Below are 6,540 nucleotides of genomic sequence, written 5' to 3' on the forward strand. Positions count from 1 at the left end.
GCAGGATTTAAAAAATACTTTTATATCAACAAGGTATTTACGGAACCGGATTCATAAAGGCGCCTCCGAGGAATGGTTTTGGGTAACTCCTAACGAAATTGTCTCAGAAGGAGATTTTGATGAAGAGTTCGATTCGGCGCCCGAACAACGCGACACTAAAATCAAAGTAGCTTTACATCACCTAGAAAAATTTGGTTTACTTGAGCGTGCGGAGAATTTATCAACTTTTATTCAGTTTGAATTGCTACACAAAACTTACGATGAATCTCGCTTTGATTTTGAACAATACAGCAGGAAGCAAAATTTGCCTCAATCAGAGATAAAAATTTTTGAAGGGTTAATTTTAGCAATGCACACAGCTAAAACGTACTTTGGGCAAACAAATGAACATTTCCCTATCGATAGACTCAGCGATGAATCTGGTATTAGTACTAAAGAACTGAGTTCAAGAATTAGAGAGTTAAAGAAAGCTGGTGTTTGTTCGGTTGAGATTCCAATTGCTCTGATGATAACGAAGGGAGTTACAGGAGACGCGCGTAATTTACACGACAGTAAACGTGAATTAGAAAAACAGCTATTAGAAGTACTGACCGAAATGTTAGGTTCGGCGCCCGAAGTTCAAATCAACTTACGCGGTTTAGCTTCTCGTCTCGACCCAGATAACTCTAAAAAACTTAGAGCTTCAGTATTAATGGATATTTTAGAAGGTTGGGCTAATCAGAAATGGATTAAACTTAACCACGTTACGCGCGATGTTGTGAAACTTCGAGATATCAAGGTAAGTGAAAACTTAGGGCGCCATCAAATCTTATCCAACGATGTACTCAAAATACTTTATACAGCATTAGAAGATAAAAGAGGCGCTCTTATACCTTTAAAGTACGAATTAGAACGTTTAGCAACCGAAGTTGCCGAGAGTACGCAATTAGTTTGGGATAGTAAAGAGCTAGAACAAATACTCTTGTGGTTGCATCAAAGAAAAATTATTCGTTTGAGTGAAGGCCTTAATTTATTCCAACACTCTTTAAAAGTGCGGGTTATTAAAGGCGCCAATGTAAGCAGAGTAAGTAGACGCTACCCTGATATAAAAGCTCGCTACGATGAGCAAACAAGGCGTACTCATTACATGTTGAAATACGGGGAAGTTCCACCCGAACGGCGCCTGCAATATATAGATGATTATTTCGGTAAAGTCCACGAAGAATTTACTCAGACTCATCAACTACCAAGTGGTGAAGAAACTACTCGCCCTGTAATACCATCTGATTACAACAGTATTATAGAAACACTAAACGAGTCTCAGAAAAAAATTGTTTTGTTTGATGACCACGCACTAGCTGTAATCGCTGGTCCAGGTTCGGGTAAAACTAGAACTATTGTTCATCGTATTGCTTACTTGGTAAAAGTTAAACGAGTTGAACCGCAAAGTATATTAGTGTTGGCTTATAACCGAAACGCAATTACAGAAATAAAAGTCAGGTTGCAGAAGTTAATAGGCAACCTTGCCGTGCGGATTCGTGTTTTTACCTTCCACGGTTTATCTCTAGCTTTATTAGGTCGTACTCTTGGGGAAAACACTAAATCTCAAGAGTTTGATTTTGATAAATTAATCACTGAAGCATGTGTACTTCTAGAGAAGGGTGAGGAATCCTCAGAAGAGTCTGACGATACGCAACAGCGACGTATTCAACTACTTGGTAAACTCGAACATATATTTGTTGATGAGTATCAAGATGTTAGCGAGACTGAGTATCGTTTAATTACATTAATCGCAGGTTTAAATGACTCTGACGACACCGAACGGTCAGTACAAATAAATCTTTGTGTTATTGGTGATGATGACCAAAATATCTATGAGTTCAGACGTACTGATAATAAATACATAATTCAATTTACAAAAGAGTATAAAGCGAAACGTTTATTACTGAATGAAAATTATCGTTCTACTGAATCAATAATTGAAGCTGCGAATAAATTAATTGCCAATAATAAACAACGTTGTAAGCTTACAGATTCAGAACAAGTACGGATAGATAACGGGCGCCAGGGTTATAAAGGTTTTCCCGTTGAAGCTTACACCTTTGGTAGCATTGAAAGTCAAGCAACATGGATACAACAACGCATTTCTTCTCAGATAGAACACTCCGGCGCCAAACTTCGAGATATAGCTGTACTAGCTAGACACTGGGGTAGCCTAGATGCAATTCGATTACTTTTGGAAAGGGAAGGTGTTCCAACTTGTACTTTAAAGAAAGATGGTATCAAACTTGTCAGAAATTACATTACCTGTAAACTTATTGACCAACTAAAAGCTAAACGTCATCAAATCCTGACACCAGACAAATCAGTTTTAAACTGGTTTGAAGCTTGTTTTACTACATGGGGGCGCCGATTAACTGAACCAACAGTTAAAATACTCCTTAAAATCGCGCGTGATATTGATATTGAACGAGGATACGGCATTGAAGACGGGGCATTACCTATTAGTGCCGCTGACATTCTCACTTCGATATTTGAATTTAATGAAACCTTTGAAGCTGCTAGAGATGAAGATGCTGTACTCGTTACAACTTGTCACGGCGCCAAAGGTCTTGAATTCCATAACGTCATATTACTCGGAGATGGTTTTAGCACAAAGAATACTGAAATTGAGTCTGAGCGGAGATTGTTTTATGTAGCAATGACGCGCGCTAAAGAAGAATTGACTATATGCACTACTAAGCAATCGCTGTTTGTACATGAAACAGGCGCCGTTCCAGAACGAATGACTGTAAAGACTGATTCATTGCCAGAGCAAATGTTCTATATGGACTTAACTCCTGGAGATATTTTTCTAAGCAATTACAATACGAAGAGCAAACAGCAAGTCATTATCAACTTGACTGAAGGTGCCGAATTATCAATGAAAGTAAACTCTAATCAAAACGGTTGGAATATTTTTACCGTAGATGGTCAATGTATTGGCGCCTTATCAAGGAGAGCAAACGAAGAGTTATCTAAAAAAGGATGTGTGCCAGAAAAATTTAAGTTTCGTCCAGGTGAGGTAACTATTAAAAGTATATATCGTCATCTAAATATAAATGAAGTATCTGGAGAAATTATCGAAGATTGGTTTGTTGTTATTCCGCAAATTCGAGTCTGCCGATAATTTGAGGAACTGGTACTTAGAAATCAAGTCTAGCTATTAATTGTGTTGAACTGGAATACCCTAAACATGAAAAAAATCTGTTTGTTTGCACTTATTATCTCTTTCGTGACTCAAGAGTTTGCAATTGGTAGAACAATACGGATGAAGGAAAAAACAAGTGATGGAGCCACTTTGTCTGTTGAGACAAATGCCAACCCTGTTAGCCAAAATGGTTGGACAGTATTCAAATATGGGATAGAAAAAAATGATTTATTCAAGCAAAATATTGGAGTTACACCATATTGCCATAAAGGTAAGATTCAAAGAAATGAAAGTATTAGTCAATTAAAATTACCTACTCCTCGCTGGGCAAATGCTCAAGAAATCAAAAAGATTTTGCAAATATCTAATGTCTCTAATTTGAGTAAGTTAATTACAGAGCGTGGATGGATAGTTAATTTAGATGGTAGGGTAACTGCGATTCCTGCCAATTCTCCAGCAAGCCTCTCATTACTAAGTAGTGTTTGTGCAGTAGCTGAAGAAATCTCAAAGTCAAATAATAGTTCAACTCAGATTGCAGAGGGTATTTATTGGTTAGAAGTTACGGATTTGGTTTTAGAAGTTAAGGGAAAAAGATATCGATCTCGTGATGAAGGAGGGAATCACGAATGGAGATCAATTTCTGAGTTAAAATTGATTAAAAATGGCGTTGTATATGATGGGAAAAATTATTGGTGCTTGTCTACACTTGTGCCTCAAAATCAACCAGGAGTCTGCGGAGCAAATGGATGGACGGCGCCACAAAATTAATTTATCTATAAATACTGGTAATTAGCGTTATCAATGGCACCGTTTTCGTTATATATGTGAGTGCTTTCAAGTTCTGATACAGCTTCAGTGACGGCGCCTTGAAGAAAGCCGATTCAGTCGGATATTAAGGCGCCGTGATAATTGATGTAATAGCAGGCACCATGTATGTCGTTAAATGTAGAGCTAATAAGCATATAAAAGCAAGGGTTGGACTAAAGTGCGCTCTTGTTAATGTCTATTGTCATCAAATTTAACGGTGTGGAGAGCTTTGAATTATCTGCCTGCAACAGCATCATGTAATAGCAACAAACCATATTCTTCCCCGGTTGGCACAAATCCAATAGCTTTATAGGCAGATTGTGCGGCTACATTGTTTTTACAAGTGAACAGGATAGCTTGGGTTACTCCATTGGAGCGCGCGTGTAATAAGGCGCCAGCAACAACACATTTTGCATATCCATTACCCCGCATATTAAGAGGTGTGAAGACTCCACCAATTTGTACAATATCAGGTAATTGAGCATTAAAAGTACAGTAAGCAACTGGCTTTTTTTCTTTAATTAGACAAAAATGAACCTTATCTAACTGGCGCCTTTGTACAGTTTGTTGACACTCAGATAGCAACTTTGGTGTTTCTGTTTGCCCTAGCGTTTCCGTTTCCACTGTGTAAGCAGCACACCACTTAGCAAGCAATTCTAATTCTTCTAGCTCAGGCAACCGACACAGGACTTCTCCATATGTTAAGGAATCCGGAACTTTTAAATCACAAAGTGGTAGAGAAAATAAGATTTCTCGTTCAGCAAGACAAATTTGTTTTTCTTCAAGTTCTAGAATGTATGAAGTAGCTTCAACTTGGTTCGCTGGTCCACTAATTCCAGAAATCATATGACCTGATTGAGTTACAGCAGTTTTAATCAGTTCCTCAAGGTAAACAGGAGCTTGGGGAATTATTATACCATTCCAATAGTGTGCAGCAACTGCAACGATTTGACCATCTTCATATGCTGCAACATATGTCCCCTGAAATCTTTCACCGTTGTCCAATAGTCCAACCGCGCGGGAATTTGACCGTAGGAACATCGAAGTACTAGTATGTTGTATTAGAAAAGCCTCAAGAGCCTCTTCATCACCAGGTTTTAATATCTGAATCGTGGGCATTTTTATCTCCCATCAGTGCGTCAGTATTGCTTGCGTGAAGTCAACTATATACTACATAAAATTATAGCGAGTGGCGCCACTCACTTCATAGTGCAAAATATATTTATTAACCGACCTACACGCCTTGCGATTGGAGAGCCAATATGAAGAGTAACAGCAAGCTAAATCGAGTGTTGATTGTAGGTGGGACTCATGGAAACGAGTTTACCGGAGCATATCTAATCAAAAAGTTCCAAAAATTAAGCGAGCTAATTCGTCGCGAAAGTTTTAAAACACTAACATTGTTTGCTAATCCTAAAGCATTTACAGAAGTAAGACGATATATAGATAGAGACCTCAATCATTGCTTTTCTCGCCTTGATTTACAGGATACAACACTTTCTGGTTACGAGAATTTACGAGCCAAAGAAATTGACCAAATGTTTGGACTCAATAGTGAAAACCCAATTGATTTTATTGTTGATGTACATAGTACAACCACCAACATGGGATTGACGCTGATTGTGGATAATGATGATTTATTCAGTTTACAGCTAGCTGCCTACCTCAGTTCTGTAAATTCTGAAATCAAAGTTTATAGTTTTGGAGACTTATATCCGAGTCCCAATCTTCTTCCACTGCGCGCGCTTGCTAAATCGAGTCTTTGTGTTGAGGTTGGCACCGTTGCTCAAGGTGTTTTAAATGCTGACATTTTTCTAAAAACTGAAGCCCTTGTTTATGCCATTTTAGATTATTTACAAAAGTATAACATCGGAGAAATTCCATTTAAACCAAATACTCTTATCCTCTACAAGTATATCGAAGCAGTTTATTTTCCAAGAAACGAACAAGGAGAAATTCAGGCTATGGTTCATCCTCAACTTGAATTCAAAGATTATCAGGCTTTACATCCTAATGACCCAATGTTATTAACGTTGGATGGTCAAACGATTCCCTACAAAGGAAACTCTGTTGTCTATCCAACTTTTATCAATGAAGCAGCACACTACGAAAAAGGCATAGCAATGTGTTTAACACAAAAGCATCAAATAACAATATAATAAACATTTCAGCAAATTTTAGGTGCCCTCTACTTTAATTTTAGGTGCCTAAGCACAAATTATCGCATTGGCGCCTTCTTTAATTCAGTGGCACTCACAAGAAGGAACCGATAAAAATATATAAATGTGCTTCGGCGCCATATAAACATGAGTTAATCTTGATTGTACACATTAATTCACGTAAGTCCCATTTAATGCGCTTTATTTTTTTCACTTTATGTATTCTCCCACTCTTCGCTTATAGTGGGCACACTGCTGCTCAGTCCGTGCCTGTACCAGCATTGGTTATGACTAGCCCCGATTCAGCAACCGCGAACTATCAAGATAAATGCAGTAACGGCGCCAACATTGACAAACAAAATCGCGATAACTTTCTTAAACTTATGCTTGCTGATAAAAGGTCAA

At 38.0% G+C, this 6,540-nt stretch carries 4 protein-coding genes; 3 read left to right on the top strand and 1 reads right to left on the bottom strand.

From position 1 onward, the window contains the following. The coding region (locus tag AC2JBO_RS41745) for an ATP-dependent helicase (RefSeq protein ID WP_496959510.1) at positions 1-3,148 on the top strand (3,148 nt) is incomplete at its 5' end. Positions 3,149-3,214: 66 nt separating this feature from the next. Next, positions 3,215-3,937 (top strand): hypothetical protein, encoded by a 723-nt coding sequence (locus AC2JBO_RS41750; protein WP_496959511.1) that lies wholly within the window; start codon positions 3,215-3,217, stop codon positions 3,935-3,937. Between the two features lie 273 nt (positions 3,938-4,210). On the opposite strand, the gene AC2JBO_RS41755 is transcribed toward AC2JBO_RS41750, so the two are convergent. Further along, positions 4,211-5,095: a GNAT family N-acetyltransferase gene (locus AC2JBO_RS41755; RefSeq protein WP_496959512.1), complete on the bottom strand. Its 885-nt coding sequence runs from the start codon at positions 5,093-5,095 to the stop codon at positions 4,211-4,213. A gap of 143 nt (positions 5,096-5,238) precedes the next feature. Here AC2JBO_RS41755 and AC2JBO_RS41760 point away from each other — a divergent pair, with 143 nt between their 5' ends. Beyond that, positions 5,239-6,135: an aspartoacylase gene (locus tag AC2JBO_RS41760; RefSeq protein ID WP_496959513.1), complete on the top strand. Its 897-nt coding sequence runs from the start codon at positions 5,239-5,241 to the stop codon at positions 6,133-6,135. The last annotated feature ends 405 nt before the right edge of the window (positions 6,136-6,540 follow it).

Source organism: Calothrix sp. CBUCES-K 9914, assembly GCF_059640475.1.

Coding starts and splice junctions, on each gene's coding strand:
- AC2JBO_RS41755 (WP_496959512.1), bottom strand. CDS start 5,095: ATGCCCACGATTCAGATATTAAAACCTGGTGATGAAGAGGCTCTTGAG.
- AC2JBO_RS41760 (WP_496959513.1), top strand. CDS start 5,239: ATGAAGAGTAACAGCAAGCTAAATCGAGTGTTGATTGTAGGTGGGACT.
- AC2JBO_RS41750 (WP_496959511.1), top strand. CDS start 3,215: ATGAAAAAAATCTGTTTGTTTGCACTTATTATCTCTTTCGTGACTCAA.